General features: G+C 36.5%; 22 protein-coding genes and 4 pseudogenes. 14 read left to right on the top strand and 12 right to left on the bottom strand.

Annotated elements, in window-relative coordinates; all coding sequences use genetic code 11:
* The first annotated feature begins 261 nt into the window (after positions 1 to 261).
* The 7 genes and pseudogenes from recQ to D0Z64_RS07685 all read left to right on the top strand — a co-directional run bounded on the left by recQ (position 262) and on the right by D0Z64_RS07685 (position 5,637).
* Positions 262 to 2,034, top strand: a complete 1,773-nt coding sequence (gene recQ, locus D0Z64_RS07715) for a DNA helicase RecQ (protein WP_127345878.1) — start codon at positions 262 to 264, stop codon at positions 2,032 to 2,034.
* Positions 2,035 to 2,272: 238 nt separating this feature from the next.
* A pseudogene (locus D0Z64_RS07710) lies at positions 2,273 to 2,713 on the top strand (HAD hydrolase family protein); the annotation flags it as partial.
* 246 nt (positions 2,714 to 2,959) lie between these two features.
* On the top strand, positions 2,960 to 3,442 hold the full coding sequence (locus D0Z64_RS07705) for a DUF7679 family protein (protein WP_164742143.1): 483 nt from the start codon (positions 2,960 to 2,962) through the stop codon (positions 3,440 to 3,442).
* 257 nt (positions 3,443 to 3,699) lie between these two features.
* Complete coding sequence (locus D0Z64_RS08845; protein WP_127345876.1) at positions 3,700 to 3,993, top strand: YSIRK-type signal peptide-containing protein; 294 nt, start codon at positions 3,700 to 3,702, stop codon at positions 3,991 to 3,993.
* The gene (locus D0Z64_RS07695) at positions 3,939 to 4,403 is read left to right on the top strand and encodes a mucin-binding protein (protein WP_320051450.1); all 465 of its coding nucleotides are present in this window, start codon (positions 3,939 to 3,941) and stop codon (positions 4,401 to 4,403) included. Before D0Z64_RS08845 ends, D0Z64_RS07695 begins: the two co-directional genes overlap by 55 nt.
* Before the next feature lie 144 nt (positions 4,404 to 4,547).
* Complete coding sequence (locus D0Z64_RS08840; RefSeq protein ID WP_164742142.1) at positions 4,548 to 4,667, top strand: LPXTG cell wall anchor domain-containing protein; 120 nt, start codon at positions 4,548 to 4,550, stop codon at positions 4,665 to 4,667.
* A 115-nt stretch (positions 4,668 to 4,782) separates the two neighbouring features.
* The gene (locus tag D0Z64_RS07685) at positions 4,783 to 5,637 is read left to right on the top strand and encodes a metallophosphoesterase family protein (protein WP_080881978.1); all 855 of its coding nucleotides are present in this window, start codon (positions 4,783 to 4,785) and stop codon (positions 5,635 to 5,637) included.
* Between the two features lie 383 nt (positions 5,638 to 6,020).
* Here D0Z64_RS07685 and D0Z64_RS07680 read toward each other — a convergent pair whose 3' ends face one another.
* Positions 6,021 to 7,127 carry a glycosyltransferase gene (locus D0Z64_RS07680; protein ID WP_127345874.1) on the bottom strand — a complete coding sequence of 369 codons (1,107 nt, stop codon included), beginning with the start codon at positions 7,125 to 7,127 and terminating at the stop codon, positions 6,021 to 6,023.
* 355 nt (positions 7,128 to 7,482) lie between these two features.
* On the opposite strand from D0Z64_RS07680, the pseudogene D0Z64_RS08610 reads away from it, so the two are divergent.
* The 3 genes and pseudogenes from D0Z64_RS08610 to D0Z64_RS07660 form a co-directional block, all read left to right on the top strand.
* A pseudogene (locus D0Z64_RS08610) lies at positions 7,483 to 8,011 on the top strand (NlpC/P60 family protein); the annotation flags it as partial.
* A gap of 56 nt (positions 8,012 to 8,067) precedes the next feature.
* Positions 8,068 to 9,120 (top strand): C39 family peptidase, encoded by a 1,053-nt coding sequence (locus tag D0Z64_RS07665; protein WP_080881975.1) that lies wholly within the window; start codon positions 8,068 to 8,070, stop codon positions 9,118 to 9,120.
* 206 nt (positions 9,121 to 9,326) lie between these two features.
* Positions 9,327 to 9,938, top strand: a complete 612-nt coding sequence (locus tag D0Z64_RS07660; RefSeq protein ID WP_080881974.1) for a tyrosine-type recombinase/integrase — start codon at positions 9,327 to 9,329, stop codon at positions 9,936 to 9,938.
* Between the two features lie 161 nt (positions 9,939 to 10,099).
* Here D0Z64_RS07660 and D0Z64_RS07655 read toward each other — a convergent pair whose 3' ends face one another.
* The gene (locus D0Z64_RS07655; RefSeq protein WP_155860222.1) at positions 10,100 to 10,996 is read right to left on the bottom strand and encodes a CPBP family glutamic-type intramembrane protease; all 897 of its coding nucleotides are present in this window, start codon (positions 10,994 to 10,996) and stop codon (positions 10,100 to 10,102) included.
* A complete protein-coding gene (locus tag D0Z64_RS07650) occupies positions 10,971 to 11,192 on the bottom strand; it encodes a hypothetical protein (protein ID WP_006352284.1) in 222 nt (73 codons plus the stop codon). The genes D0Z64_RS07655 and D0Z64_RS07650 overlap by 26 nt, the downstream gene beginning before the upstream one ends.
* A 280-nt stretch (positions 11,193 to 11,472) precedes the next feature.
* Here D0Z64_RS07650 and D0Z64_RS07645 point away from each other — a divergent pair, with 280 nt between their 5' ends.
* Positions 11,473 to 13,548 (top strand): hypothetical protein, encoded by a 2,076-nt coding sequence (locus D0Z64_RS07645; RefSeq protein WP_127345872.1) that lies wholly within the window; start codon positions 11,473 to 11,475, stop codon positions 13,546 to 13,548.
* A 32-nt stretch (positions 13,549 to 13,580) separates the two neighbouring features.
* Here D0Z64_RS07645 and D0Z64_RS07640 read toward each other — a convergent pair whose 3' ends face one another.
* From D0Z64_RS07640 to D0Z64_RS07625, 4 genes and pseudogenes are all read right to left on the bottom strand, one after another.
* Positions 13,581 to 14,141 carry an MFS transporter gene (locus D0Z64_RS07640; RefSeq protein WP_127345871.1) on the bottom strand — a complete coding sequence of 187 codons (561 nt, stop codon included), beginning with the start codon at positions 14,139 to 14,141 and terminating at the stop codon, positions 13,581 to 13,583.
* On the bottom strand, positions 14,074 to 14,280 hold the full coding sequence (locus D0Z64_RS08835) for a hypothetical protein (RefSeq protein WP_406565685.1): 207 nt from the start codon (positions 14,278 to 14,280) through the stop codon (positions 14,074 to 14,076). The genes D0Z64_RS07640 and D0Z64_RS08835 overlap by 68 nt, the downstream gene beginning before the upstream one ends.
* Positions 14,281 to 15,131: 851 nt before the next feature.
* Positions 15,132 to 15,856 (bottom strand): annotated as a pseudogene (locus tag D0Z64_RS08390) (carbon-nitrogen hydrolase family protein).
* Between the two features lie 9 nt (positions 15,857 to 15,865).
* Positions 15,866 to 16,054, bottom strand: a complete 189-nt coding sequence (locus D0Z64_RS07625; RefSeq protein WP_241244185.1) for a hypothetical protein — start codon at positions 16,052 to 16,054, stop codon at positions 15,866 to 15,868.
* A gap of 330 nt (positions 16,055 to 16,384) precedes the next feature.
* Here D0Z64_RS07625 and xerS point away from each other — a divergent pair, with 330 nt between their 5' ends.
* Positions 16,385 to 17,479: a tyrosine recombinase XerS gene (gene xerS / locus D0Z64_RS07620; protein WP_006352277.1), complete on the top strand. Its 1,095-nt coding sequence runs from the start codon at positions 16,385 to 16,387 to the stop codon at positions 17,477 to 17,479.
* Between the two features lie 497 nt (positions 17,480 to 17,976).
* Positions 17,977 to 19,596 (top strand): glycoside hydrolase family 13 protein, encoded by a 1,620-nt coding sequence (locus tag D0Z64_RS07615; protein WP_080881968.1) that lies wholly within the window; start codon positions 17,977 to 17,979, stop codon positions 19,594 to 19,596.
* Between the two features lie 55 nt (positions 19,597 to 19,651).
* On the opposite strand, the gene D0Z64_RS07610 is transcribed toward D0Z64_RS07615, so the two are convergent.
* Positions 19,652 to 20,773, bottom strand: coding sequence for an NAD(P)-dependent alcohol dehydrogenase (locus D0Z64_RS07610; RefSeq protein WP_127345867.1), 1,122 nt, complete (start codon positions 20,771 to 20,773; stop codon positions 19,652 to 19,654).
* Between the two features lie 201 nt (positions 20,774 to 20,974).
* Here D0Z64_RS07610 and D0Z64_RS07605 point away from each other — a divergent pair, with 201 nt between their 5' ends.
* Positions 20,975 to 21,967 carry an AraC family transcriptional regulator gene (locus D0Z64_RS07605; protein ID WP_127345866.1) on the top strand — a complete coding sequence of 331 codons (993 nt, stop codon included), beginning with the start codon at positions 20,975 to 20,977 and terminating at the stop codon, positions 21,965 to 21,967.
* Here D0Z64_RS07605 and D0Z64_RS07600 read toward each other — a convergent pair.
* From D0Z64_RS07600 to D0Z64_RS07585, 4 genes and pseudogenes are all read right to left on the bottom strand, one after another.
* Positions 21,964 to 22,149, bottom strand: coding sequence for a homoserine O-acetyltransferase/O-succinyltransferase family protein (locus D0Z64_RS07600; protein WP_127345865.1), 186 nt, complete (start codon positions 22,147 to 22,149; stop codon positions 21,964 to 21,966). The two genes, D0Z64_RS07605 and D0Z64_RS07600, sit on opposite strands and share 4 nt — an antisense overlap.
* Positions 22,150 to 22,211: 62 nt before the next feature.
* Positions 22,212 to 22,492: pseudogene (locus D0Z64_RS07595) on the bottom strand (FMN-dependent dehydrogenase); the annotation flags it as partial.
* 75 nt (positions 22,493 to 22,567) lie between these two features.
* The gene (locus D0Z64_RS07590) at positions 22,568 to 23,929 is read right to left on the bottom strand and encodes a DHA2 family efflux MFS transporter permease subunit (RefSeq protein WP_127345864.1); all 1,362 of its coding nucleotides are present in this window, start codon (positions 23,927 to 23,929) and stop codon (positions 22,568 to 22,570) included.
* 598 nt (positions 23,930 to 24,527) lie between these two features.
* Positions 24,528 to 25,460, bottom strand: coding sequence for a Ppx/GppA family phosphatase (locus tag D0Z64_RS07585; RefSeq protein ID WP_080881963.1), 933 nt, complete (start codon positions 25,458 to 25,460; stop codon positions 24,528 to 24,530).
* Positions 25,461 to 25,507: the final 47 nt, after the last annotated feature.

Raw genomic sequence — 25,507 nt, 5'->3', positions numbered from 1 at the left:
GGTATCTTATCTGTAAGAACAAATAATCGTTAAAAAAGCAGCAATTGTTCAGCAATGAAACAAAAATGCTGCAAATAATCAAAAATGAAAGCGCACTAAATACTATTAGTGCGCTATTTTTATGAAATCGCCATTGCGAAACATTAGAAGAATCCTATAATACCGGGCTTTATCATCAATTCATAATTTAATCCACACATATTGTTCGAAAAGAGCGTCCGCTCTTGAAAAATGCTTTTAAAATAGTTGATAATAATTAGTATGAATGCACAACGAATTTTACAAAATGTCTTCGGCTACAAAGTTTTTCGCCCTGGACAGGAAAAAGTCATCAATTTAGTTTTACAACGTCAAAATGTCCTTGCCGTGATGCCTACAGGTGCAGGCAAATCACTGTGCTATCAGATACCAGCACTTTTAAATTCCGGAGTCACTTTGGTTATTTCACCGTTGATCTCTTTAATGAAAGATCAAATCGATTCTCTTCACCAAAGCGGGATTGAGGCTGCGGCTTTGAATTCAGCCACTCCACAAGAAGAAATTAATCCGATTTTGCGCCAGGCGTATGAGGGTAAAATCAAACTTCTTTATATGACGCCTGAACGCTTAGCCATGGATTATTTTCGCTATCAACTCAATTTTATCGATGTGTCCTTGGTAGCTGTTGATGAAGCGCACTGTATCTCACAATGGGGTCATGATTTTCGCCCCGCTTATCGGCAAATCTTGGATGGCATCAATTCATTAAAATCTAAGCCCAATATTTTGGCTTTGACTGCAACCGCTACGCCGGCTGTTCAAGATGATATTGCCAAGCAATTGAATATTAAAAAAGAAAACTACGTTGTTACTTCTTTCGTAAGATCGAATTTAAGTTTTCAGGTTGTCAATTCACCCAGAGTTAATAATCTTTATATTTATGATTATATTAAGGCTCACGTCAATCAGGCAGGAATTGTTTACACCAATACCCGTAAACGCGTTGAAGAAATAACTGCCTACTTGCAGAGAAAAGGTATTTCCGCAGCTTCTTATCATGGCGGTATGGCTACTGAAGATCGCGACCGCATTCAAGATGATTTTCAATTTGATCGTTTACAGGTAATCGTCGCTACTAATGCTTTTGGCATGGGGATAGATAAAAGCAATGTTCGTTTTGTTATCCATGCAAACAGTGCTCGCAACATTGAAAGCTACTATCAAGAAGCAGGACGGGCCGGTCGTGATGGCGATCCCTGCAGTGCGATTTTGCTATATCATCCTGGGGATCTGGCTACTTATCGCTGGCTCATTGATCAATCCGATGCAAATGATGACTATAAAAAGGTTCAGTACCGCAAATTAGCCGCAATCACGCAATATGCAAATACTTCTGAATGCTTGCAGCAATTCATTGTGCGTTATTTTGGCCAAGATTGTGCACCATGCGGTAAATGTTCCAACTGTACGGACAAAAGGAAATTGGTTGATGTAACCAAAGAAGCGCGTGAAATTATCGGCACGGTTTATGAACTTGATGGGCGTTTTGGCAAAAACATCATAGCGCAGACAGTAACGGGTTCTAAAAGTCAAAAGATGAAACAGATACAGGCTGAAAAATTACATTATTTTGGCAGTTTAAAGATGAGGCAAAATGAGGCCTTAAGTTTGATCAATTATTTGATTGCCAATGGCTTCCTGGAAGTAGAGGGGGATCAATACCCATTAGTACATGTAACCAATCCGGGATGGGACGTGCTTGATGGTAAGCGTCAGGTTTTCCGTAAAGGTGAAATTAGGCCGATTGCTGCCAAAGGAGAGGCTGAATCCAGTTTATACAAATTGCTGAAGGCAAAACGATTGGAATTGGCACAAAAACAGCATGTTCCAGCCTTCATGATTTTTTCTGATCATAGTTTACATGATATGACTACTAAAAATCCACAGACAGAAAGCCAGTTTTTGGAAGTCAGTGGTGTAGGGCAGGCCAAGATGAAAAAATATGGCAAGATTATGCTAGAAACGATTAAAGCTTACAACGATAAACAAAGATAAAAGAAACCCGAATAAATCGGGTTTTTTAGCCCAGATAATATTTTTTATATTCATTTCGACACTGAGTTGGTGTTTTATGTTTCCAGTTCTTAAAGTTGCGATTTAATACGCGTGAACTGGGAAATCCCACTTCATTGGCGATATATTCAATTGGTTTAATAAAAGCTGCCGGGCATGCAATAGACGAGTGAGCTTCAGGTAAGCGCCCAAGGGCATTTGATTGCTTTATTTAAGCTGATTGTTAAGCGTAACTTGGGAAACGCCAAATGGGACCTTGCTTAACTCTGCAAGCAAAATTTTACCTTCTACTAAAAAGGCAGTTAAAAAAGCACTGGATAACGGCGTTAAAGTTGTTATTTGTTCCGGTCGGCCGCTGGCCGGCCTTCGTCCATATATGGATGAATTGGGAATAAAGGGCAAAGATCAATATGCAGTTACTCTTAATGGAGCTATTGTCAGAAATGCGGATGACGAAATTTTGCCCAAAGACTTAGTCTCGAATCGAGATTATCGTCGGTTGACCGCCTTTGCTAAAGAAAATCATGTGCCATTCAATGTCGTGGATTCTGATTCAAAAATTATTACGGCTGATCATGATGTTGACTTTATGGAATTAGTGCAGTCTTGGGAGAATAAAGCTGGAATGCTGATTCGTCAGCCGGATGAGATGCCAGATGATTGAGATCAAACGAGACCGTGATCACTTATTCAAAGGCGGATACTAATCCATGATCTGATCAAGAACCAGCTAAATCCAAAATGTCAGCGCACTGGCTCTTGATGACAATAACAGTAGCGGCAGTCACAAATAATTTACTGTTTTTTCTTGCCTTAATAAATAGGACTTATTAAAATTAATGGTAAGAACAGCGTTTTCAAAACAGGCATTCATTGAATGTCTGCTTTTGTTTTATCGAGGAACATCGTGAGAAAAAATAAGACATACATCTGGGCATTAATTGAATTTACTAATGGCAATAAGGAATGGTACTGCATCAGTCGCGTTCTGCGTCAAAGTATTCTGATCGAGCGTGAACATAATCGTTACTGGAAGAAAAAGATGATCGGCAATTATATTACCGTTTCTACTACCGAATACGTGATGAATCGGACTCATCTAACAGTTGGCAAAATTACCAAAATGAGTGTCTCACATCATGGCACGCACAAGTGGAATTGGACCCGCAACCAGTTTGTAACGCCGGAACATCTGCTTGATTTTAGGGATGCATACAACTATCTGAAGCATGATTATATCTGGTACAATCGTTTTTCCATTTGGATTGCACTCAACTACTGGCATAATGAGCTGCTGCAAAAGCGGATTAAACAGATGAAAAAGAAAATTAGTCGTAGCCGGTGGCAGATAAATGAGCTAAAAAGAAGGGCAAAAAAGAGAAGGTATTAGTAAATATTATCTATTTATATATGTATAAAAGATGAGACTGTATATAAACTCTCCTCTTTTTTATGTGAAAATATGGCGTCTTTTGTTATTTTAAAAATTTTTGCCAGAGCTTTTATAATACAAAGCCTTGATATGCTTGCCATAAATCAATCCTTAAACAAATGTCTAAAAAATAATTAATAACATGAAGTTATTTTATTTTTAAAAAAGTGTTATATTAGACGTGAAGAGAAAATGATAGAGTATTTCAAGAGAGTATACGAAATAGAATCGAGATAAGTGATTATGTATCAAAGAAGAATACACAATTAAAGTTAAATCAAGAAGCAGAACGTTGTTCACGTTTTAGTATTAGAAAGTTAAGCATTGGCGCTGCTTCAGTAATGATTGGCTGTTTTCTTTATTTAGGTGGCAACAGTGCAGTTGCTTCAGCTGATGAAGCTCCTGCTGACCAAGGAGACTTGAGTGCAATTACAACTAATCCTTATGCTGTTTTATTTCAAGTTTTCCAGAAAACACTACCAGCAAAAATCAAAACAAAGAAGCCATAACGCGGACTATTCACTACAATGTTCCAGAAGGCGAGAACTCAATTAGTGATCAAGTTCAAAGTGCAACATTTGTTCAGGATGTAACGACCGACTTGATGACTGGTAAAGTTACAACAGGTGAGTGGCAACCAGCTTCCTTTGATGCAATCGACCTTACTCAAATTCCAGATTGGACCTCATTAGTTGATGGTAAAGAAACCAAGCAACTTCCAGCCGTTGACTTAAAGTATGGTGATAAGAGCATCACCGTTGAGGTAACTTTCACTAAGACTGAAAATAAGGAAGCAACTAGAACCATTCATTACCAAGTTGCTGAAGGACAAGCTGCTAAGGATGATACGGTTCAAACAGTTGCCTTCCAAAGAACGGTTTCAGCTGATGAAAATGGTAAGACTAATTACGGTGCTTGAACTCCAGCCCAACCAAAGACTGCTAAGACAATTGCTCCAGTCAGCCAAAAGACTAATAAAGAAAACAAGCGAGAATCTGCTAAATTAGTCAAGACTGCTGCTAAGAACTCAACTGATAAGGCTAATAAGTCAGAAAAACAAGCTTTGCCACAAACTGGTGAAAAGAAATCCGAATTTGGTTTGATTGGTCTTGCACTTGTATCAGCTGCCGCTTTAATTGGATTGGCTGTAGATCTCGTGAACGCAACTAATATTCATAACTGAAAGCAAAAGAGGTACTTCAAATGAAGTATCTCTTTTTATCATTTATATTTAATATTGATATTTACTTTTAATGAATTATCACCTAAACTATAGAAAGAGAAAGGAGCATCCTCTCATGACAAAATATTTCCAACAAACTCTAAAAAGTGATTCCGATGCTTCAGAATATATTTTTATTTCTGATATTCATGGCAACCTTGAAACATTGTCTTTGATCGATCAGGCTTTGGCTGATCACCCGGAGGCTCAGCTAGTAACTGGTGGTGATTATGTCGATGGGCGTGATCATGTTAAAGATGTTTTAGAATATTTAATGAAGAAAAAAGAACAAGGTGCCATTATTATCAAAGGCAATCATGAACAGATGCTCCTCAATTTTGCCAATCACGAAGAACATCAAGACGGCATTTGGTTTTACAATGGTGGTAAAGAAACGCTGAAACAGCTTTTTGGCAAAGTAGCCAGTCCTGAAGAAATTCAAAACAGCAAATACTATGAATTTCTTTCTTCCTTGCCTATGATGTATGAAACGCCAAATTATATCTTCGTTCATGCCGGCGTGCGTTCAGACGAACACTACGATGATCCATCAACCTATGCTCACGTGCTTGATGTCCGCCACCATCATTATACTTATGATTTTTATCGGATTTGGGCTCGGCAAAATTACTGGTATTCAGATCAAGGGCAGAAGATTTTTGCACATAATCAAACTGGCAAGACGATCGTAACAGGCCATACGCCCACGGCCAGAATCAGTGGTCAATATGATAATGGGAAAACGATCAACAGCTCAGCTTTGAATCCGGTCAAAGAGATCAAATATGATAATGAACCAGGTCGAATTTTCACTGATGGTGGTTCACACTCAGATCCCAAGCTGTACCCACACAATGACGGCAATGTAGTTGTATTGGACCAAGCGGGAAAAATTAAACAGGTTTATAATTACGAAAATACTTTAAAGTAAATTAAAAGGCACCTAACTTAAATGAAGTTAAGTGCCTTTTTTATAAGGAAAAATAAAAAGTATAGAATAAAATTTAAGAATGTAAGAATAAATGTTAAAAAATAAGAGTAATAGAATGTTATAGAAATTGTATGTAGAGTGTATAGAGTATAGAGTGTAGAGTATAAATGTTTTGAAATAAGAATGTAGAGAATTTTAGTTCTTCTTAGCTGGAATTTTTACTAACTTTGCCTCTTTTGAAGTCTTCATTAACAATACGCTGATACCAATGATCGCAGGCAATCCGATTAAAAGTAAACCCATGTAAATCATCCTTTCTTTTTGGATTGTCTATAGATTAGCCCCTAATTGTGAACTTTTTGTGTCTGTTTTCTAAGCATCTGTTAAACATTTTTAGCGATTTTTTTAAGACAGCGGATTTCTTTTTGCGCTGAGGCCTTAACTGTCAACGTTTTAGCATAGTTGCGGTAGTCGCTGCGCATTTGTTTAAGTTCTGCTGGATGTTCATACCAGTAATTGATTTTCTTTGCTAAGGCTTGATCGTCGTCAAAAGGGAAAAGATTATCTTTGCCTAAAGCATAATCAGCCGTGGCGGAGAGCTTACTGTCAGCAATTACCGGAACACAACCAGCTGCAAAGGCCTCCATGCATGCCATGCCTTCAACTTCAACGTCAGCACAGTGAACAACTAGATCACAATTAGTTAGAGTTTGGCGCAGCTTTTCTGGTGTGAAAAATCTTAGTTCTGTTGCGCAAGAGAGCTTAGCTGCGAGTTTTTCATATTCTTGTTGCAGTGGCCCTTTTCCCGCGAAAATCACTCTTAATTCATTAGCATGTTTACAGTGTTGCAAAGCTCTGAATAAAGTGGCTTGATGCTTTTCTTCAGAATAGCGTCCAATACAAATAATAGTAAAAGGATTACCGATTTTTTCCTTGTGCGGATTATTGATAAAAGCTTCACTGATGCCGTTGGAAATGACTTGCAGCGGTTGTTTAAAATGATACTGCTCCATTAAGTTTCTCAACTTTTTGCTAGGACAAAAAATCATCTGACAATTTCTATAAGAGACATATTTGAAAAAATACATAAAGAAGGAATTGAAGAAACGATAATTTAAGTGCAGTGGTTCTGTTATATTTCCTGGGAAAATATGCAAGGTGCCTGCTACTGGCTTGCCATGCCTTTTGGCTAAGGCTGCTGCTCGCCAGGAAAGAGGGAAGGGCGTCTCAATTAGCACAAGATCTGCCCATGAAATCGCCTTTAGCAGAACTTTCTTTTGTGGCCGAGCCATATGGAAACTCTCTTTTGCAATGATTTTTCTAAAAAAGGGCACAATTAGTTCTTTAACAGGATAATCTGCTTTTGAGTTGGTCGAAACGATGCGAACTTCATGTCCCATTTGTTGAAATTCACTGACAAAACGTTGGGTCGAAATGCAAAGACCATTGCTTTGATTAAAATAATCATCAATAACGACTAGTATTTTCATAGGTGCAACCTTTTATAAATAATGTTCTATATCTCAATTTGATAATGGATCAATTTAGCTGTAAGCTAGGGGTAGGCTATATAGTACTTGGAGGAGTATAGAATGTTTAAAAACTAATATTGCAGTTGTTTTAGCAACTGCTGTTTTGAGTACGACTTTTTTAACAGCTAAAGTCAATGCGGATACAGTTTCATCTGAACCATCATCTGCTATTTCAAATAATAGCAGTAATGATAGTCAAAATGAAACTAAACAAGTTGAAAATATTAACTATTTTAAGTCTAATCCTAGAATCATTGAAATAAAGAAGAGTACCAGTTTGTATCATGATACTGCTTTAACGCAAAAAGCAGTTACAGGCGATGTTAATGAAAAGACTTGGCTTAAATTAGGTTTTTCTAAAAAATCATGGTTTGGCATCGATTCATATGTAGCACCTTTGGGAGCTCAAGCTTGGCAAGGTCGAAGCGCTCATATCAATGCCATGATCAACTAAGCATATAAATATATGGGTAAACCATGGCTTGCAGGTTGTTCTTCTAGCCCTAACTACGGTGTTGATTGTTCCGGCCTTGTCATGCAAGAATTATATGCAGGTGGAATTAGTCTGATCCCAACAATCTCAATTGGACATGCTCATCCAGGCAATGAATGGAATTCACGCAACTTATGGCAGACAGACATTTAAAGAGAGTTCCATGTTCCGCTCGTCGCCGCGGTTATTTGGTATTTTACTACCAACAAGGTACCCACACAATTTGGCACATTGCAATTTTAATCAGCAGAAACCGTGTAATTGAAAGTTGCCACCACGTGTAATGGTTCAACCAATCGTTAATGGACAACGAAATATCATTGCAGGTATTAAAAGGCCATTTATTTAAGGTATAATAAAAGTACGTTTGTTGAACGTACTTTTTTATTTTGAGAGATAAAAACAATGGTCAAAAACAAATTTAAATATTTAATTGCAAGTGCAGCATTAATGGCAGCATTTTTATCAGCACCATTAGCTCATGCTGACGAAACAAGCAGTAGTTCAAGTAGCAGCCAAAACCAATCAAGCGCGGTTGCTAACAGTAGTTCAAGCACCAGTACGAGTACTGATCAAAACAATAGTGAAGCGGACAAGCAATCAAGCTCATCTTCTTCAAGCAGCAATACAAGTACGAGCAGTAGTTCAACTAGTTCTAGTTCTTCGAAGCAATCATCAACTGCGACAACTGCCAAGAAAAAGACTAAAACTACCAAGACTACTACTAAAGTTTGGAAAACCATTAATGGTAAAAAATATTATCTAGTTAATGGTAAAAAGACTACGGGTTATAAAAAGATTGGTAACTACTGGTATGTCTTCAACAAGAATGGCGTTGTTTTAACCGGCGTTAGAAAGATTCCAAATAAATCGACTTACGGTTACTTCAACGCAGCTGGTCACAGACAATTTAAAAATACTAAAACCAGCAAAGCCTACTACTGGATCAATAAATCTGGTACCATTACCGGCATTAAAAACTATGCTAAAGTAATTTCACAATTGCCAGAAATGCCGACCGGATGTGAAATTACTGCAGTGACAATGATGATCAACTTTGCCGGAGTTAAAGTTACCAAGCAGCAAGCTGCCAAAGTAATGCATTACAGCAGCAATCCTAATAAAGGATTCATCGGTTCACCTTATAAAAAATGGCCAGGTGGCTATTGGGTAGCACCAAACGGAATTAAGTCAGTAGTTAAGCACTACTTAGGTACGAGCCAAGTAATGACGGGAGCAAGCATGACTTCAATTAAAAAGAAATTGTTGCGGTCACACTGCGTTGTTATGTGGGTAGGAATGTTCAATGGAATTTCCAACCATGCTATTACTTTAACTGGCTACCATAATGGCTTGATTTACTTTATGGATCCTTGGACAGGTACCAAGCGCAGCATCAAAGAATCGACATTAAAAGTTCACTGGGCATTAGATGCTCACCGAGCATTAAGCTATTAAAATTAAAAGAGCGAGGCTAAAAGCTTCGTTCTTTTTTACTGTTTTTTGCTAGTGTTATAATTACATTATAACACTAGGCAATGATGACAAGAATGGCTTTAAATCAGCACTTTAAAGCAACTAAAAAATCAGCTAATGTTATAATAAAATATAAGGACATAATAACATTACGCTATTTTTAGCGAATCTTAGGAGATGAATGCTTTTTGAAACAGAACGTAAAACCAATAAAAGATTCTTGGGTTTTAAAACAGGTTGAGGATCATCTGCTAAATGATTTTGATACTGGAAGAAGAAACTACACCATTTTCCAAGTGGGAAAGGCAACCTTGCTTCGAGTCAGTGATGTTTTACGATTAAAAAAATCAGACGTTTATCGTGACAATGGAAGAATCAAACGCAACGCATACATTATTGATAAGAAAACCCAAAAACACAATGTGCTCTATTTAAGACCAGTTGAAAATGATCTTGAAGATTACTATGACTGGATGACGGAATACCAAGAAAAGCATCCTGATCAACCAATTTTTACAAGTGAATGGTTATTTCCATCAATGAAAAATCCAAGCAAACACATTGATGAAAGGCGCTACTACATGATTATGCACAAAGTAGGTGAAGTGCTAAATATCGATTATCTTGGGACACACACGATGAGAAAAACAGGAGCTTATCGTGTCTATGAACAATCAAATCATAATATTGCATTAGTTATGCAGCTATTGAATCACTCATCAGAAAAAGTTACTTTGGCTTACCTTGGATTAGATAAGGAAGCTAGGGAACATATCTTAGATACGATCGATTTTGGCTAATGCTGAGAGGAGGATTCTATGGCCTTTAAAAACATTCAAGACCAATAAGTAAGTAATCGTTTAGCTCCTTAAAATGCGAATTTATAAAAAGTGCAAAATTAAAGCATCGTCTAATTGACGATGCTTTTTCTTTTTTTAATATGTTAAATTATGTAAAGCAACTAATACATGCGTGAAAAATCGAGCTCTTGATCTGTTCCAAGCAAACGATCTACATTTTCTTCCATTACTAAACGACGCTTGCCATACATCATCCAAGTTGTAACGATCAATCCAAAAATCAATGGAATAATCGTTGTAGCCCAATCATTAAAATCACCTGTCCAAGTTGATGGTGAGTTCCAACCCCATTGAATATTTATCAAATAATCGTTAAAGAAGTGAACAATCATAATAAACCACAATTTACCAATGTAAAAGTAGGCAGCAACCCACATCATCGCATCAGTAACTGCCAAAACTTGCGAGATTGTGGCTGCAACCGTTTGCCCATTCCATCCAATGTTAGAAAAATGGGGCAAAGCAAATAATAAAGTTGAACCATAGACAGCGATAGGAATACGCCATTTTTTCAAATTTCTGGAAGCGATTAGCAAAATCATAATGTTGATATAGCGTTCTGCTTCTTCAAGAACTCCTGGTTCCAACGAAGAAGTAAAACTGGGTACATTGATATATTTACTGTGAATGTCAACAATATAAGAAAATAAAATCGAGAAGATGTTATTGCCATTGCCACCAAAAGTATTCCACGCAACATTTATTACTAAAAGTAGAATTAACACGGAATAAACGACCCAGCTAAAATTAGCACTTGGTTGAAATTTCAAATTTGGATTAAACCGGAATCCCCAGCTGCGAACCAAAAAGCAAACCAGAATCAGTAATGCAAAGGCAGAAACAACGCCTTGGTTATTTATAGAATGCATTACCGGCAAGCTTTTGCTGATAAGCAGTACTTGATCGCTGCCATATTGCACATCAAGAAAGAGACCAAAAGCTATCAATCTTAAAAACCAATTTTTTATTTGACTAGCTGAGACCATCGCTACTGGCAATAGTAGAACCAACTAAACTAGCCATAAAAGCAGAATTATTAAAATCGATACTTGTGGGCATCAAATGCAGCAAATTGTTACCGGTAATTGCCCAGTATTCGCAAAACTGATCAGGCAGGATCAGCAAGTTTAACCAAATAGTTAAATAATACGTAGCTTTGTTTTTGCCTTGAAAATAATTTAAAACTAACAGCAAAAACAATTCTCCGGCAACCTAAAAATTATTCCTGCTAAAGGTTGCACCTTCATATAACTGAAATAAAATGGCATAAATTATCTAAATATTTAACAGCAACTGCCATCTAGACCGCCTCCAACTTAATATTTTCATTCTATCCCTCCTAAATATTTTCATTATACCTATTTGATAGCAAAAATAATACAAAATAATTAACTAAGGAGCGATTTGATAGAAAAAACAGTTTCTATATCTTACAATACAGGAGTAGAAGATAGATAAGATAATAGAGGTAACGATGATGAAATTCAATAAGAAAATTGCACTTGTTTCTGTTGCTGCATTAATGGGAATTGCCCCCGTGGCAACTATTGCAATCAACAATAACCAAGTTGTTACTGCTGCTACTTATAGTCAGCGGAAACTTAGCTTCAAACATAATTCTTATGTTTATAACAAAAAAGGACAAGGAGTATATAAATACAAAAAGCAAAATGCGTACTTTAAGAAAAATTCTAGCTTAAAGGCAGCTATTGTCACTAGCAATGCTAAGACCCACTACTACTTTTATGATAAAAAGGGCAGCAAAATCTACCTTAAAGTTTATACAATCAAAGGCAAGAAATATTACAACATCGGCAGTGGTTGCTACATCAACATTAATAATCTTGATCTAGTAGATAATTCAACCATTCTTACTGATCAAAATGTAAAGGTTAGAATCGATAAGACCGTTCATACCAACAACGCTGATGGTACTTTTAATAATGAAACCCTGAAGAAGGGAACAGTCATCACTGCAGATGGATTCGGTGCTATTCCGGGTGGTGAATGGATTGATTCAGGCGTACCACAAGAATATTACCGGATTGCTGGTACGAAGAATACTTATGTTTCTGCCGAATACACTACATTATTAAGTTCGGTTCAAAATGGCAACGAATTCGATGATTTATATGGTACCGCTGCTGAAGTGAATGGTACTGCTACATCAATTTATAACATTGATGGAAAGAATATGTATCCTGGCTACACGACTTCTAAGCACGAAACTTTCGCTGTTGATGCCGCAATATATCTTTGGGTACCAAGTGAACAAAAAGCAGAATTATTCTACTCAATCAACACTACTCCGATTGCTGTTTATGATAGCAAGCACCAACAAAAATTTGAGAGACCAAGTGAGCCTGTTTTTGTTAAAGCTTCAGCAACGATAATTTCTCAGGGAGTAACGCCAACTCCTATCAACACTGCTTCTGAAGCTGAGCAGGATGCTGAACCTGCAAGCACAAGTCAGCAAAGTGCTTTAAATGAAGAATTATCAAAAGCTGACACTGTTAAAAAGAGTTTGAAATACACCAATGCAAGCAAGACTAACCGTGATACCTATGATAAGGCCATCAGTAAAGGCAAAACTCTTGCCGATTCAAAGACTGCAACTGGTACACAAGCAATTCTAGAAACAGCATTAATCAAACAAGCGGAAAATAATTTGAATGGTGCCAAAATCAAGGTTGCTTATCCAAACTTCTTAACCGATTATGATAAAGTTAAAATTCGCAATGCGGCAATTTCTGCAACAGGTTCTAACTCTATCCAGTGGGCAAATCATGATCGTGAATTGTGGCAAATGGAGTATGGCAAAAACGATCAAGTAAGTTACAAGAAGCTTGATCTTAATGATTACATTCAAGCCGATACCCCTGAGATTAAGAATAAGAAGGGTTATGATTCTTCTGCAACTCCTGCTTCAATTGAAAAAGATTTAACTTTAGCTAAGTATGCCAAAATGCTTGATTATGATATGCGAAAGAGTGCTTTAGTAGCCAAAAAGAATACCTATATTTATCAAAGCTCAACAAAGGTAGGCTTAGGTTCTAACTTCAACGTCAACAAGATCAGTTTGAAAAATACTGGTCGTACAATCAAGAAGGGCAACAATATTGGCTATTACACTACTTTGGTTGTAAAAATTAAAGGCCAATACTACTTCATGATTCAAGAAAAGAGTACATACTTCATTAAAGCAAGTGACGTTAAGCTTGATAATTTCAGCACTAGCGCAACTTACAAGAAGTATCAAAACATGATTGATAATTTGATGGGCCCAACTCAATTGATTGACTTTGAAATTTCAGTTCAAGCCAAGAAGAATACTACAATTTACAACACTGATGAATACAAAGAATTAACTCCAAGCAAGCAGATCTTAAAGAAGGGTAAATATGACTTCTTTGTTGATCCATATGTTGTAAAATACAATGGTGCATATTACTTCACTGGTGGTGAAGAGTTTAACGATGACTATGATCCTGAAGGTGCAATTAGAGCAGCAGATGTAGCTAAAGTGGTCAAGGGTCAAGTATTTGAATAGAATAAAAACCGGTTAGCTTAGCTAACCGGTTTTTATTTGCTTTTTTGATAAAGGTGATTTGCTTCCCAGATAGCAAGAAAAGCAATCAGACCATAAATTGCGGCGAAGTAGCCTGAATTATTGATCGAAGTAATACCAGCAATTACGGAATCAGTAACGGATCCCAGTGAAATACCGATATTTGCAAAAATAGAATTCAATGGGGAAGCTAAATCAACGGAAGCGGGATACTTATCTTGCGCAATATCCAAAAACATAATTTGCGTGGTTGCGCCATAACTTGAATAAAAGACACAGAGAATTGAAATGACGACAATACCAATCCATGGGAAATGAAGCGTGAAACCCAAAAGCAAAGATACGACTACAAATAAAACCGCGAAAATTATTCTCTTGTCTCCCAAGATGGCAAATAGTTTTTGCAGGTTGCTGCGGGTTTGTGGCGTATTTATGGGAACAATCAATAGTAATGAAACTAAAGAAATAATTGTCAAAATTGAAATAACGCCAAAACTTACATGCCAATTAGAGATCCGAGCCAGCATAGTACCAATAGGCAGGCCAACAACTGATGCGATGCTGAAATCCAGCAAAGACCCAGGAGAGCAAGCCAGCTCGTTTATCCATTGGTGCGATGTAATTTGCGAGTACTAGGACGAGTGTAATAATTGCTCCAGCCGTACATGCCGTTAGAATTCTTGAGCAAAACAATGACCAATAGTTGGTAGTCAAGGCTGTCCAAGTATTTCCAATTTTGAAAAAAGCTAAATATATAATATATTATATTAAAATAACGAATGTAATAGTATTTTTCATTCAAATATAGGGCAGAAATGCCTTAATAACAAAGGTTATTCAATTTAGGATATACGCATATAGTAATAAGTGCAGCAAAGCAGACAGGTAATTGCTAATTTGTTTATTAGGGAAAAGAAATAGAATGGCATGTTATTTCAAAATTTTTATAATGAACAGCATTTAGCAAGTATGTATATATGATTTAGACTAGTATTTTTATAATCTCTAACAAATGTCGTTATAAAAACATTTTTGATTTAAGTGATTACTTTAATCATATTTATTTGTATTATACAAATAGACTTCGGAAGAAAAGTATTTTCTTGGTTTTTATTTAAGATTTTCTCTGATTTAAATTTTTAATCAGCATATTTAAGTCTAAATGAGAATATATTTTTTGGCATAAATCACTCAATCTGCATTTATGGTGTTCAAACTGTATTTATGGTGTTCAAATATACATTTAAATAAATGAATTCACCAAACTCAGAAAATCTATAATACTATCAGCAAGGAATTGAATAGATTATTTTTGATTCAATATAGATAAAAACAAAACTTATAATTTATATTCTTATCAAACAACTAAACAAATGGCTGCAATAATTATCTCAACATGCAGCTTGCCTCTACAATACATGTATAACATGTTTGATTAAAACAGAAATTTTAAACATAAAAAGATATGAGGTAAATACCTGCCTTTTCAAATAAAAAACTCTGATAACCATCACAGTTATCAGAGTAAAAATAGAATATTTATTTTTAATTAAACAGATTAACAATTATGGACGACGATCAGATCTAATAAAAGGCGGATGAATCTCGTTGCTGACTAATAAGCCATATTTTTCAGGGCGACGATATGCGTTGCCTTGAACTTCAGATTCACGATAGGCTCTTAAGCGATCTAGGTCAATTTCACCGATAAAAATGCCTTCTTTAGAATTTGCTTCCAATATCTTCATATCTCTTGAAACAGCCTTGTCTGATTCTTCAGCATATGCAATACCATCAAAAATAGTCGAATGACCATTGCAATCTAAATTTCCACCAGCATAATTTGCTGTTGCAATTGCACACATATTCTCATAGGCACGCGCTCTAAACTGAGACAAGCGATTAATTTCCATTGGACAGGCATTTGGTACCAAAATAATTTCAGCACCTTGAAGCATCAAAATCCTATCACTTTCTGGAAATTCACGATTATAGCAAATCATGCAGCCTATCTTCACCTTTCCTACTTTGCTACTAATTTCACAAGTGCTAAATTTCTTGCCAGGATCTAGTTTGCACTCATCACCAAAATCACAGGTATGTACTTAGCTTCTTCTTGCAACTTTTGCTCATCCTGAAAGATATTGTAGCCAATACTCCACATTTCAGGAAAAAGTACAACATTAGCACCTTCTTCATGTGCTTTTTGACATGCTTTTATTCCTTTTTGAAGCTGCTTTTTTAAAGTTGATATTGGCAGTAGCTGCAGCAAGGCAATCTTTAGTTTCATTTATCTTTATTACTCCATGAATTGCTTAAAGTTAAAGCCATATTCGCCGCCCCAAATATAGTTAGGGTTGTAATTTGCAACACGATCCACTCCTGGATACTCACCGGCATCGCCCCAGTAAATATATTGATCCTTACCAGAGATCTTAAAGTATAATTGTGGATCACTTAAGCTGTTGTCATAAACTGTCTTGATCAACTTAACCTTTTGTTTCGGCGGCAGATTAAAAGCCATTCACATTAGCAATTACTGGTATAACAGCTAAAACTAAAGCAACAGAACAGACTGTAATTTTTTCAACTTCATTGTTTTTTACCTCTATATAAAAATAAGTTCATCATCATTATATCGTCCTAAATGTAAACCGCTTTCTTATGTGCTTGTTTTTTCTTTAGCTTTCTTTTAACAAAAGAAAGCTAAGGTTATTTTGATTTAGTAACAACTTTTTATGTGCGATCATTACTTTACAATCGACCATATGTTCGTTATAATATCATATGTATCATACAAATTCGGAGATGAAAAGAAATGGATTCAAAACAATACGCTCGTTTGATAGACAAGGAACTACAGGACTTACCTACTTATGTTTTTTACTATACCCAGCAGCCTAACCTAGCTGTTACTACTGTCTATCAATATTTGACTGAATTCAGAAGGTTTTTTGACTGGTTAAGGGAAACGCCAGCAGACTTTGAACATCCTGATCAAGGTACAATCAGCAATGCAAAAAGCAACAAGGATATTGAACTTTCTACACTCGAGCACTTGCAAGCCTCTCAAATTCAAATGTTTTTAAAGGAGCTCAGTTTCAGACAAAATAAGCAGTCTACTCGTGATAGTAAAAAGACGATCAATCGAACAATTAATGCTCTTCGTTCCCTCTTCCATTACCTCACTGTTACAGCTGATTTAAATAATGGTGAGCCCTATTTTTACAGAAACGTTATGCTTAAAGTTCCTTTGGTAAAAGGATCTAAAGAATCTATCTCTTACCGGAATGCAAAATTTTCACCGATGCTTTATACGGGTGAAAAAAAGCATGAATGGCTTGACTTCATTTCCAATCAATATGAACACACCTTGAGCAGCAGAGCACGCTCTTCTTTCCTATTTAACAAAGAAAGAGATTTGGCCGTTATTGCCATGTTGCTTGGTTCAGGAATTCGTGTTTCAGAATTGGCCCGTTTAAATTTGAAAGACCTGAATTTACGAGATCGCAGTATTCTTGTTATTCGAAAAGGCAATAAAAAAGATGCACCGCTAATTGCTGATTGGGCAATGCCATACATCAAATCCTATCTGGATATTCGAGAAAAAAGATACCAACCTGCTAAAAATGAACAGGCATTATTCCTTACCAAATATGCTGGTCATGCTAAAAGAATTGCAACCAACACCGTTGAACGTTTCGTTGGCAAATATTCTGAAGCTTTTCCTGATGGCAACAGAACAACTCCTCACAAACTGCGGCACTCTCTTGGAACTGAACTATATGATGAAAGCAAAGATGTCATGGTTGTCGCTTCACAGCTTGGACATACAGGAATTTCTGCAACCGACCAATACATTCAGCAATCACAAGTCGATAAGCAAAGAAAAGAATTAAACAAAACGGATTAATGATAATAAACTTTCTTTTAACTATGCAAATAATATCTTTTGTATGTTACAATAGGCTTTGAAATAAATTGTCAATTGCTCCTCTTCTAGACGGTAAATCCGCCAGAAATCTGCTTGGTTACAATTCTCATTAATTAATCGATGGTAATATTCAGTCATTTTTTGATTAATAGGCTTTCTGAGATTGTACGGTATATCCGTAGGATCAGGTGCGACCTTAATAAAAAATATTCAATTATTATTTATTTATGGATTTCTTTTATCTGCTAGTTTAGCTGGTGGGAACTGCAATTCGAAAATAATTAATAGTTCAAATGATTATCTGCAATCGATTGGTTAAATTCTTCTCAAAAATAGTTTTGCCACTGCATAAGGATTCAGAGTATCAACCGCTTTGAATCCTTTTTTGATATCGCTAACAATCATTTTCCACCTTGTAAACCGCTTACATTATAAGGATAATAAACTTATCAAAAATTATTTTTGGAGGAATTAAAATGACACCATGGTGGAAAAAAGCAGTTGTTTATCAAGTCTACCCTAAGTCTTTTCAAGACAGCAATGGTGATGGAATTGGTGATTTAAAGGGAATTACTTCACGTTTAGATTATCTGGAGAAATTAGGAATCGATGCCATTTGGCTTTCCCCTGTTTATCAATCACCGCAAGTAGACAATGGTTATGATATCTCTGATTACGAAGCCATTGATCCACAATATGGCACAATGGCTGATATGGATGAATTGCTGGCAAAGGCTAAAGAACATCACATTAAGATCGTTATGGATTTAGTAGTTAACCATACTTCAGATCAACATAAATGGTTCATTGAAGCACGCAAGAGCAAAAATAATCCATATCGTGATTACTATATCTGGCGCGATCCCGTAGATGGACACGAGCCAAATGATTTAAAATCAGCCTTTTCTGGTTCTGCTTGGAAATTTGACGAAGCAACCGGTCAATATTACCTGCACTTCTTTGCGGATCAGCAGCCTGATCTGAATTGGCAAAATCCAGAATTAAGAGACAAAATTTACGACATGATGAATTTCTGGATCGATAAAGGTATTGGCGGTTTTCGGATGGATGTGATCGAATTAATCGGTAAAGAGCCTGACAAGAAAATTCGCGAAAATGGTCCAATGCTTCATCCATATTTGCAAGAAATGAATAAGAAGACATTTGGCGGCAAAAACTTAATGACAGTTGGCGAAACATGGAATGCTACGCCAAAGATTGCAGAAGAATACTCTGATCCTGCTCGTCATGAACTGTCAATGGTCTTCCAATTTGAAAACCAATCATTGGATCAGCAAGAAAATAAAGAAAAATGGGATTTGAAAAAACTCGATCTGAAGCAATTAAAAGATGTTTTAGTAAAATGGCAAACGCAAGTTGATTTCAACCATGCATGGAACAGTTTATTCTGGGAAAATCATGATATCCCACGGGTAATTTCTCGCTGGGGAAATGACCAAGAATACCGCGTACAGTCTGCCAAAATGTTTGCCATTGTTCTTCATCTGATGCATGGCACGCCGTATATCTACAATGGTGAAGAAATCGGTATGACCAACTGTCCTGTTAAAGATATTAGCGAAATTGGAGACATTGAAAGCATTAATATGTACAATGAGCGATTAGCTCAAGGATACACGAAAGCCGATTTGATTCACGCAATTAATGTTAAGGGACGTGATAATGCCCGTCGTCCAATGCAATGGAATGACCAGCCAAATGCTGGTTTTACTAAAGGTAAACCTTGGCTTGCACTTAATCCCAACTATAAGAAAATCAATGTTGAAGCAGCTTTAGCAGATCCAGATTCAATTTTCTACACTTACCAAAAACTAATAAAATTACGGCACGAAAATGATCTTGTTGTAAATGGCGATTTTGAATTAATGCCAAAAACCAGTGACTCTGTTTTAGCATACTATCGTAAACTGAATGGTCAAAGATGGTTGGTGGTTGCTAACCTTTCCGGCAATGAAGAAAGTTTCTCAACAAAAGACCAAGTCAAAGAAAACATCATTGAAAATTATGATAAACACCAACAGCTCCAAGATTTAACACTTAAACCATACGAAGCATTTGCCGTAAAAGTTCAATAAAACAAAAAAGTCGCAGTTCAATGAACTGCGACTTTTTCATTCATTCAAATAACGATTATTCTCCTGGCTTGTAGTCCTTATCAATGATCAAAACTGGCTTAATAGTTTCACCAATTACTGAAGCATGGTTAGCTTCATTAATGTCTTCGAAATCATAGAACTTTTCAGTCTTTTGATAATCAAACATGCCCAACTTGTTAAATTTAAGCAAACGTGGGACATCAATTTGTGGAATAGCATCACCCATATTAACACCGATAATCTTGCGATCACTAGTGCAAAGGTCATTCCAGGTTGAGAATTCAAGGTTGTGTGGTGTTACGGCAATAGCAGCTTCTGTACCACCTTGTGCTAAAGCATCAATGGCTTGCTTCATAACTGCTGGCAAACCAGTCGTATCAACAGTGTAGTCAACGCCGTAGCCATCGGTCAATTCTTGAATCTTCTTAACTGGGTCTTCTTCCTTAGAATTAATTGCGTCTGTGGCACCTAATTCTTTGGCAAGTTTCAAACGTGATGGAACAATATCAACAGCAATAACTTTCGTACAACCGGAGATCTTACCGGCCATCATTGCTGCCAAGCCAACTGCACCAGTACCAAAGACAGCAATGGTTTGACCTGGACGTGGCTTCAAAGTGTTAAAGACAGTACCTGAACCTGTGATATAGCCACAGCCTAAAGGACCAGCTTTACGCAAATCGACATCTTTATCTACCTTGACACAGTTACGTTCATTAGTAACGGTAGTTGTCGTGAATGATGATTGGTTAAACATGTCTGAAATATGCTTGCCATTTTCTTGGAAATGATCGTCACCATCAAAACGAGTACCAGAAAGGTTGTATTTAGCATAATTACGACATTGAGTTGGAATACCTTGCAAACATTTATCACATAAACCATCTGCATAGAAGGCCATAACTACGTGGTCGCCAGGCTTTAAGTTTTGAACTTCAGAACCTACTTTTTCAATAATACCTGCACCTTCGTGGCCTAAAATAACTGGATAGCCAAGTGAAGCATCGCCTTTACGAATAGCTTCATCTGAGTGACAGATACCACTTGCTACCATATGAACTTGAACATCAGTTGGACCTACTTCGTGTAAATCGATATCATCCTTAATAACAAATGGATCGCCCATTTTTTCAACAACAGCTGCTTTTATCTTCATAATTTTGCCTCTTTTTAATAATCAAAAACTTGTTTTTCACTCATTTCACTTTTAATTCTATGCATAAAAAGAAGCGCTTACAATATCAATTGAATGATATTTTAGTATCATTTTTTAAGACTCCTTATAATTTTGGTGCTATAATTAGTGATAGTAAAGTATTTCACAAAATAGTTGATTAAATAGAAAAAAAGTTTAAAAATGATTGATAAAAGCGTAATGCAACAATTGTTATCTTTTTCACCAATTGAAAATAAACAGTATCAAAATAAACATTTTTATCCTGATTTAGCCAATAAGTATTTAAACAAGAATCAACAAGTTCTGGTTATTAACCATAAGCTGCTCAGTCATCGTCCAGTTTATATCAGCAAGCACAATCGTTTTGCTCCCTATCCGCTTCATCAGCATAATTTTGTGGAAATCAACTACATGCTTCGAGGCAAGTGCCAGCAAATTATCAATGGAATCAAAATCAATTTGCTTCAAGGCGATCTTTTGCTGATGGATAAAGATTGTCAGCATCAGATTGGGCGCTTAAATAAGAGCGATCTTTTGATCAATTTAGTCTTTAATAATCAAAATATCAGTTTCAATTTTCTAAATCAGCTGAATATGCGCAAAAAAGACAGTCTGGTATATGAATTTTTGCTAAATATATCGCTCAAAAAACATAATCAGCAATCATTTATTATCTTTCCGAATAATGCCGATATTACGCAAACAATGGATGATTTGATCAATGAATATTATTTGCATCGAACTTACAGCACTGCCATTATCAAAAATTATTTCGATATTCTGCTAGCTAAAATAATTCGCTACTATCCTATGCCTGACGTATCGCAGATTGATCGCCAGCATTATCAAAGCGAAAAGCAGCTAATCAATATTTTGCATGATATTTCAAAGAATTATCAAACAATCACTTTAACGAAATTAGCACAAAAATATAATTATAGTAGCAGTTACCTCAGCAATTTAATTAAGGAAAAAACCGGCAGCAATTTCGCTCAATTAAAAGTTCAAAGCAAGTTAGCAGCTGCAGCTAGTTTATTAAGCACGACAAGCTACCCTATCAGTCAAATTTGCGAGATGGTCGGAGAAAAGAATAAAACTTCTTTTTATCATCAATTCCAAAAACACTATCACTGTCTGCCAGCTGAGTACCGTAGACAAAAACAGTATATTTAGGCGCGCAGTTTATTTAACCAGTCTTGATAGATCAATTCGCTGGATGATCGCCAATTATAATTAATTTTTTTGTGGCTACTATCCAAGAAATAGTTTTCAGGCGTTTGAATTTTCAATCCCTTTGCTAAATCACGATGATATTCTTTTTCAAGAGTTAAACGATCATATTCTGGATGTCCCATAATATAAGTACTTTTAAATGCAGAAGAATATAACAAAATGGGCTAATTTGACTGTTCTTAGCCAAAACATGCAGATCTTTAGCTGCTTTTGCTTTTTCTTGCATTGGCTTGCGTTTTTTTTATCAGGCAGAACTTTGTTCAGATGAGAGACAGCCGCCGGAGTAATTGGTGAAGCGAATTCTTTTCCAAAAAATTCCTTTGTTAAGTCTGGTTGAATTGAATCGATCAAACGCATTTCTACTAAAATGCTGTCCAGATATGCACGATTATGCACGTTTGCATCGTCAGCTTTACCATCAGTGACGGAAATCATGCCTTTAGGACCTGACCATGGGCTTTTCACCCCTTCATTCTGTTTTTCGGTTAAAGACGCACCGGTTACAGCATCATTTTTCTAACTCATGAAATTCCTCTTTTCTTATATCTTTTTAGTCCGCAAAAACTGAGCAAAAATCAAAGCAACAATTAAAATAGCAAAACAAGACATAAATCCTACTTGAATGCCTTGGGCGGAAATTCCAACATGGAAGTATTGATCTGCCAAATTGACCATTGCTACAACAAAGGCCATCCCAAAACTGGCAGCTACCATTCTCGTCGTGTTGTACATGGCTACCGCATCCGGCAGCAAATTTCTCTTCGTAACAGCTAAGGCTTGCGTTTGCAGCGGAATCAGTAGCATAACAATGCCGAACTGCCGCATCCATTGCCAAAAAGCCGCAAAGACTACATTCGTATGAACTCCTACGAAAGCCTGCATCGCCGTGCCAAATAAATCAACGATTAAACCATAGGTTACCATATAGCGCACGGGATACTTATCAAACAATTTTCCAGAAATTGGAGACAGTATTCCAGTTGAAATGGCACCAGGCAAAATGACTAAACCTGTAACAAATGCACTCTGATGCATAACATCTTGAACCAGCAGCGGTATCAAAATCGTATTGCCATACATTGTCGAAACAAGCAAACAGTTGACAATCGTTGCAATCTTAAACTGCTTGTTTTTAAACACTTTAAGATTGACGAAAGGATGCTGGCTCGACCATTGACTTTTGACAAAGATTATCAAAAAAACGAGTCCAATAATAAATGATCCTAAAACGCTAAAGCTAAGCAGTTTGCTTGTTCCAAAATTTGAAAAACTGTCCAGCAAAAACCACAAGCTTAGTGAACAAGTAATCAAGCCCAAATAATTAAATTGCAGCCGTTCCTTTTTGGCAACATTAGGCATAAGAAAAACAGATAAGATCAGGGTTAACAAAGTGAATGGCAAAATCAAAATAAACAGATAGTGCCAGCTCAAATTGTCTAATATTAAGCCAGCCACGGAAGGACCGATGATCGGTGAAAAATTAAAGGCAAGACCGACCAGACCCATTATTTTGCCTTGCTCGCCTTTTTTAGCATAAAGCATTGCCATCACATTTACTAACGGCATCATGATTCCTGTTCCCATCGCTTGGATCATGCGACCAACTACTAAAAAGGCAAAGCTATTGGCAAAAGCACCAAAAATTGTCCCAATGCCAAAAAGGCAAGTGAAACTGATAAACAGCCACTTGTAGGAATATTTTTTAATCAAATAGGCACTGACAGGAATCATAATGGCATTCACTAGCAAATATCCATTGCTTACCCACTGCGCCTGACTTGAGGTAATTCCAAAATCTTTCATGAAAACCGGCAGAGCTAGGTTGGTCATTGTTGAACACATGACACCAAAGAAAGTACCAATAATCATGATAGTTAAGACAAAACTATTTTTGCGTGACATTATTTCTTCTCATATTACTATTTTCATCATTCTTTATATTTATCTTGCCACAAAATAGAAAGAAAAGCACTAAGATAGTAGAGAATATCTTAGTGCTTATTAACCTTATTCAAAAACGATAATACGATATAGAGTGTAAAGTCATTATTAGAAAATATAGGATAAACCATATTCCTTATTAAAGGATCTAAAGTTTAAGAATGTTATTTCTTTCGGTTGTTGATTATTGCGTTTCAATAAAAGAAATAATTACAGTACTTTTATCGCCAAATGGGAACATGAAATTTAACAAAAATACGTGAAATTTCCACTCTTGAAACTAAAAGGCGACTGAATTTTCTTTTTAAAAATGGTTATTTAGACATTGAAAAGAAAGCTGAAATTCCTGCTACTTTTATTATCAATATTTATGCTGATATCGTTGTTAAAACAATTATTACTTAGCTTAAATCTGACGCCAGCCTCTCGCCTCATCAAGTTAGGCATATTCTTGGTGAGATTCAAATAAAGTCACCAGTGGAACTGCTTATGCTTTTAAAACGAGAACAAGACAATTAAAAAATGACTGAGTCCAAAACTCAGCCATTTTTCTTACATATTATTTCTTCTTATCCTGCAAATATTCATAAAGAAGTCCATCACGCAAACCATGATTTGAAAAGACAACTTCACTAACTTGCAAATTGCGCAAAGCCAAACTTATCGGAATCAGCCCTCCAACAATTACATCTGCCCGATTCTTGGCCAAACCAGGAATTTGCATTCTTTCTTCCCGACTCATCTCAACCAAGCGATCAAATAAATCAAAAATATACTGCGGTGGCAAATGCATCCCATGGATATCAGGAACTTCATCAATTTCATTGCTCAATTCGCGACGATGAATTTTAGCGATCGTTCGATTGCTGCCGCCTAAAGCAATAAGCGGCAAATTATGAACATTGCAAAGCCAGCGAACTGTCGACATCATTTTTCCCGCAGCATTCATTGCCTGGTAAAGGTCGGCTGCAGAAATCTTGTCTGTTAAATTGTATGTTTGCGATAGCAGAACCGCGCCAATAGGGATGCTGACTCGTTCACAACACTGACCGTTTTGCACCCAAACCAATTCTGTTGATGCACCACCAGTGTCCATCATGATGCAGTTTCTAACCGGCAAAGTATTGACCACTCCGAGATAATCAAGATAGGCTTCAGTCTCTCCAGAAATGACATTAAGTTTAATGCCAACTTCTTTTTCGACCATGTCCAAAAACTCTTTTTGATTCTTGGCCTGCCTTACTGCGGCGGTTGCCACGGCCTTAACTACAAGATGATCCAAATTTTCATATTTTTCTTTAAAACTATTCAAAGCCTTAACAGTCCGTTTCATCGGGTCTGGTTTAAGCGTCTTTTCCTTACCCATATTTTCCGAAAGACGGACGTATTCTCGATAATAACCTTTGACGGTGTAACTGCCGTAATCATCAATTTCTGAAATTTGCATCCGAACAGAATTTGAACCCAGGTCAATGACAACTAAATTAGTCATCTCTTCATCCCCTTTGTTTCATCCTTTTTGTTTATCTTGCCACAAAA

Source organism: Lactobacillus amylolyticus (assembly GCF_003999355.1).
GTDB lineage: Bacteria > Bacillota > Bacilli > Lactobacillales > Lactobacillaceae > Lactobacillus > Lactobacillus amylolyticus.
Note: the sequence above shows the minus strand (reverse complement) of the source record. Positions and strands in the feature narration are given on the sequence as shown.

Excerpts from the sequence above, each read along its gene's own strand:
- D0Z64_RS07590 (WP_127345864.1), bottom strand. The coding sequence starts at position 23,929 with ATGTCACGCAAAAATAGTTTTGTCTTAACTATCATGATTATTGGTACT.
- D0Z64_RS07605 (WP_127345866.1), top strand. The coding sequence starts at position 20,975 with ATGATTGATAAAAGCGTAATGCAACAATTGTTATCTTTTTCACCAATT.
- recQ (WP_127345878.1), top strand. The coding sequence starts at position 262 with ATGAATGCACAACGAATTTTACAAAATGTCTTCGGCTACAAAGTTTTT.
- xerS (WP_006352277.1), top strand. The coding sequence starts at position 16,385 with ATGGATTCAAAACAATACGCTCGTTTGATAGACAAGGAACTACAGGAC.
- D0Z64_RS07685 (WP_080881978.1), top strand. The coding sequence starts at position 4,783 with ATGACAAAATATTTCCAACAAACTCTAAAAAGTGATTCCGATGCTTCA.
- D0Z64_RS07585 (WP_080881963.1), bottom strand. The coding sequence starts at position 25,460 with ATGACTAATTTAGTTGTCATTGACCTGGGTTCAAATTCTGTTCGGATG.
- D0Z64_RS07680 (WP_127345874.1), bottom strand. The coding sequence starts at position 7,127 with ATGAAAATACTAGTCGTTATTGATGATTATTTTAATCAAAGCAATGGT.
- D0Z64_RS07600 (WP_127345865.1), bottom strand. The coding sequence starts at position 22,149 with ATGGGACATCCAGAATATGATCGTTTAACTCTTGAAAAAGAATATCAT.
- D0Z64_RS07610 (WP_127345867.1), bottom strand. The coding sequence starts at position 20,773 with ATGAAGATAAAAGCAGCTGTTGTTGAAAAAATGGGCGATCCATTTGTT.
- D0Z64_RS07615 (WP_080881968.1), top strand. The coding sequence starts at position 17,977 with ATGACACCATGGTGGAAAAAAGCAGTTGTTTATCAAGTCTACCCTAAG.
- D0Z64_RS07645 (WP_127345872.1), top strand. The coding sequence starts at position 11,473 with ATGATGAAATTCAATAAGAAAATTGCACTTGTTTCTGTTGCTGCATTA.
- D0Z64_RS07665 (WP_080881975.1), top strand. The coding sequence starts at position 8,068 with ATGGTCAAAAACAAATTTAAATATTTAATTGCAAGTGCAGCATTAATG.